Source organism: Methanobrevibacter sp. 87.7, assembly GCF_002208625.1.
Classification (GTDB): domain Archaea; phylum Methanobacteriota; class Methanobacteria; order Methanobacteriales; family Methanobacteriaceae; genus Methanarmilla.
Genome location: NZ_MRCT01000163.1, coordinates 1 through 3711 on the forward strand (window position 1 = coordinate 1; position 3711 = coordinate 3711).

Annotated in this window: 4 protein-coding genes; all 4 read left to right on the forward strand. The window is 30.4% G+C overall.

The features are described from left to right. The first annotated feature begins 137 nt into the window (after positions 1-137). From frhA to frhB, 4 genes are read left to right on the forward strand one after another with little or no spacing between them, the layout of a single operon-like run. Positions 138-1355: a coenzyme F420 hydrogenase subunit alpha gene (frhA, locus tag BGI41_RS07105; RefSeq protein ID WP_088539910.1), complete on the forward strand. Its 1218-nt coding sequence runs from the start codon at positions 138-140 to the stop codon at positions 1353-1355. Positions 1356-1364: 9 nt separating this feature from the next. Next, positions 1365-1844 carry a coenzyme F420-reducing hydrogenase, FrhD protein gene (gene frhD / locus BGI41_RS07110; protein WP_088539912.1) on the forward strand — a complete coding sequence of 160 codons (480 nt, stop codon included), beginning with the start codon at positions 1365-1367 and terminating at the stop codon, positions 1842-1844. Then, complete coding sequence (gene frhG, locus BGI41_RS07115) at positions 1845-2660, forward strand: coenzyme F420 hydrogenase subunit gamma (RefSeq protein ID WP_088539914.1); 816 nt, start codon at positions 1845-1847, stop codon at positions 2658-2660. It abuts the gene before it with no gap. 11 nt (positions 2661-2671) lie between these two features. Beyond that, entirely contained in the window at positions 2672-3544 is an 873-nt protein-coding gene (gene frhB, locus BGI41_RS07120; protein ID WP_088539916.1) for a coenzyme F420 hydrogenase subunit beta, read from the forward strand. Positions 3545-3711: the final 167 nt, after the last annotated feature.

The following is a 3711-nucleotide window of genomic DNA, read 5'->3' on the forward strand; positions in this document are numbered from 1 at the left end:
ATTATAAAATTTTCAAATAAAAATTTATACTATTTAAATTTTTCTAATTATTTTAAAGAAAATCATATATATATTATTTATTTCATAATTAGTAATGTCGTTAGTTTCTAATTTTTTTTAACAAAGAGGTGACACATTTGAGTGATAAAATAGTTATATCTCCAACTACCAGACAAGAAGGTCATGCAGAACTTGTTATGGAAGTGGATGATGAAGGGATTGTTACAAAAGGTAGATATTTTAGTATTACTCCTGTCAGAGGATTAGAGAAGATGGTTGTAGGTAGATCACCAGAAACTCCACCTGTTTTATGTCAAAGGATTTGTGGTGTATGTCCTATTCCTCATACTTTAGCTTCTGTAGAAGCTATGGATGATTCTTTGGATATTGAAATACCTAAAGCTGCTAGAATTATGAGAGAAATGACTTTATTTGCACATTGTATTGACAGTGCTGCTATTCACCATTTCTTAATTGCTCCTGATTTTGTACCTGATAAATTATTCAATACTGCAGTAGATAGTGTATCTAATATTAGGAAATTAGCACAATTTATTGTAGATACTATTGCTGGAGAAGGTATTCACCCATCTGATATTAGAGTAAGTGGTATGGCACAAAATATTTCTCCATTAGCAAAAGAAAAAATTACTGAAAAAGCTAAAGCATTAGTACCAGCTATTGAAAAACATGCTGAATTAATTGAAGGTTTAGTCGCTGATAAAGGATTACCTAAAGATTTAGGTGTAGTTAAATGTAAACCATTTGCTTCAGATGGATATTATGGTAATAGAGATTACTTTGACTTTGATAAATTCAGTGAAATTATGCCTGAACAATGGTATGATGATGAAGAAATAGGTAAAAGAGCATGTTCAACTATTCCATTATGGGAAGGTAAAAATATTGAAACTGGTCCTAGAGCAAGAATGGAAATGTATCATGGTTTCAAAGATAAAGGTGTTGTAGCTCAACATGTTGCTAGAGCTGAAGAAATGAAATTAAATGCTAATAGATTAGTTGAATTAATTGATCAATTAGATACTTCTGCTCCAACTTTAGCTGATTTTGATCCTAGAGGAACAAATAAATTAGGTGTAGGTGTAATTGAAGCACCTAGAGGAACTGATGTTCATATGACTCAAATTAAAGATGGAAAAGTACAATACTATACTTGTTTAGTACCTACTACTTGGAATATTCCAACTATGGGTCCTGCTACTGAAGGTTTCCATTATAAATATGGTGCTCATGTAATTAGAGCATACGACCCTTGTTTATCTTGTGCTACTCACGTAATGGTCGTTGATGATGAAGATAAAAGTGTATTAAAACAAAATATGGTGAACTTATAGAGGAATATCATGACTTATGATGTAGGAACTATTGTTGTTGGTTGCGGTAATATTTTATTTAAAGATGATGGTTTTGGACCAAATGTAATCAAAACGATTAAAGAAGAATATTTAAAGGATAAAGAAGCTCCTGAAGATGTAGAGTTTATTGATGCAGGTACTAGTGCAACATATTATATATTCTCACTTCCTAGTGATGCATGGAAAAAGATTATTGTTGTTGATGTTGTTGATTATCATGCTGAACCTGGTTCATTGAAATATTTTTCACCATTTGAGATGCCTAAAGGAAAATATGAAAATGCTCATAATTGGGCTGTTGAAGAACCATTACAAGATTTAGCAAACAAAGGAATTGATGTTGTTATTGTTGGATGTCAACCACAAGAAATTTCTGCACCAGATATAGATTTAGGCTTATCAGAGTCTGTTAAAAATGCTATTCCTAAAGCTATTGATATGATATTCAAAGAGATAGGGGTTAATTAAATGTTTGAAAAATTAAAAAAATCATTTGGTAAAAGCGAAACTAAACCTGTTGAATCTGAGGTTAAATATGAAGAAGGTCAAGTTTCTGTAAAACCAACTAACAAACCTAAAATAGGATATATTCATGTAAGTGGATGTACTGGAGATGTAATGTCCTTAACTGAAAACTATGATATTTTATCTACATTATTATCTGATATGGTAGATATTGTTTATGGTCAAACTTTAGTTGATAAATGGATTCATGGTACTTATGCTGAAGAAATGCCTGATATGGATTTATGTTTTATTGAAGGTTCAGTATGTTTACAAGATGAACACAGTTTAATTGAGGTTCAAGAAGCTAGAAAACACTCTAAATTAGTTGCAGCATTTGGTTCTTGTGCTATGAATGGTTGTTTCACAAGATTCTCTCGTGGAGGTCAACAAGCACAACCTAAACATGAATCTTTTGTACCTTTAAGTGACTTAATTAAAGTAGATCTTGCTATTCCTGGTTGTCCTGCTTCTCCTGAAATTATTGCTAAATCTGTTGTTGCTTTAATCAATAATGATATGGATTACTTACAACCTGCATTAGATATTGCAAATTGTAATTTAGCTTGTGGTTGTGACTTACAAACCAATGTTATTAATAAAGCTTTATGTACTGGTTGTGGAACTTGTGCATTAGCTTGTCCTACTAAAGCTATTGATATGATAGAAGGTAGACCTATTATTAATACTAATAGATGTATTAAATGTGGTTCATGTAATGTTCACTGTCCTAGAACTTGGTTCCCATTAGATAAGATTAAAAAAGAGTTCAATTTATAGGAGGATTAAACATGGAATTTGGTAATTATAAAGAAGTTTTATGTGCTAGAGCAACTGATAGTAAAATACAAGAAGTATCTCAAGATGGTGGAATTGTTACTGCTTTATTTTCTTATGCTTTAGAAGAAGGTATTATTGAAGGTGCTGTTGTTGCTGGACCTTCTGATGAACCTTGGGTACCAAAACCTGTAATTGCAATGTCTAAAGAAGACCTTATTGATGCAGCAGGAACTAAATATACTCATTCTCCTAATGTTTGGGCTTTAAAAGAAGCAGTAAGACAATATGGACTTGAAAAAGTAGGTACTGTTGGTACTCCTTGTCAAATTATGGGTATTAGAAAAATGCAAGTTTATCCATTTTCAACTCGTTTTGTTGCAGATAAACTTAAATTATTAATTGGTATTTTCTGTATGGAAAATTTCCCATTTGCATCTCTTGAAACTTTTGTTGAAGAAAAAATGAAAGTAAATATGGATGATGTTACTAAAATGGATATTGGTAAAGGTAAATTCTTTGCTTATACTGGTGAAGAAGATAATAAAATACCTTTAAAACAAACACATGGTTATGAACAAGCTTCATGTAATGTTTGTCCTGATTATGTTGCAGAATTAGCTGATGTATCCACTGGATCTGTTGGTACTCCTGATGGTTGGTCCACTGTATTTACTAGGACTGATGATGGAGATTCTATTTTCAAAGCAGCTGTTGATGCTGGAGTTATTGAAACTAAACCTATGGATGAAAATGTAAAACCTGGTCTTGGTTTACTTAGTAAATTATCTAAAGGTAAAAAAGATAAAAATAAAAAAGAAGCAGAAAGAAGAATTAAAATGGGATTACCTATTCCTGCTGGATTTGATAATTTCTACAAATATTAAATCTTCTCTTTTTTATTTTTTTATTTTTTTTGAAAGTTTTCATATATTTTAACTATTTTTATTGATTTATTGAAAAATTTTAATTTTTTCTTTATAATTTTGATTATTTTTTAATTATTTTTTCTTAATTTTTTAAAAAATTTACATGACTTTATTTTTAATATTAC

Excerpts from the sequence above, each read along its gene's own strand:
- frhD (WP_088539912.1), top strand. The coding sequence starts at position 1,365 with ATGACTTATGATGTAGGAACTATTGTTGTTGGTTGCGGTAATATTTTA.
- frhG (WP_088539914.1), top strand. The coding sequence starts at position 1,845 with ATGTTTGAAAAATTAAAAAAATCATTTGGTAAAAGCGAAACTAAACCT.
- frhB (WP_088539916.1), top strand. The coding sequence starts at position 2,672 with ATGGAATTTGGTAATTATAAAGAAGTTTTATGTGCTAGAGCAACTGAT.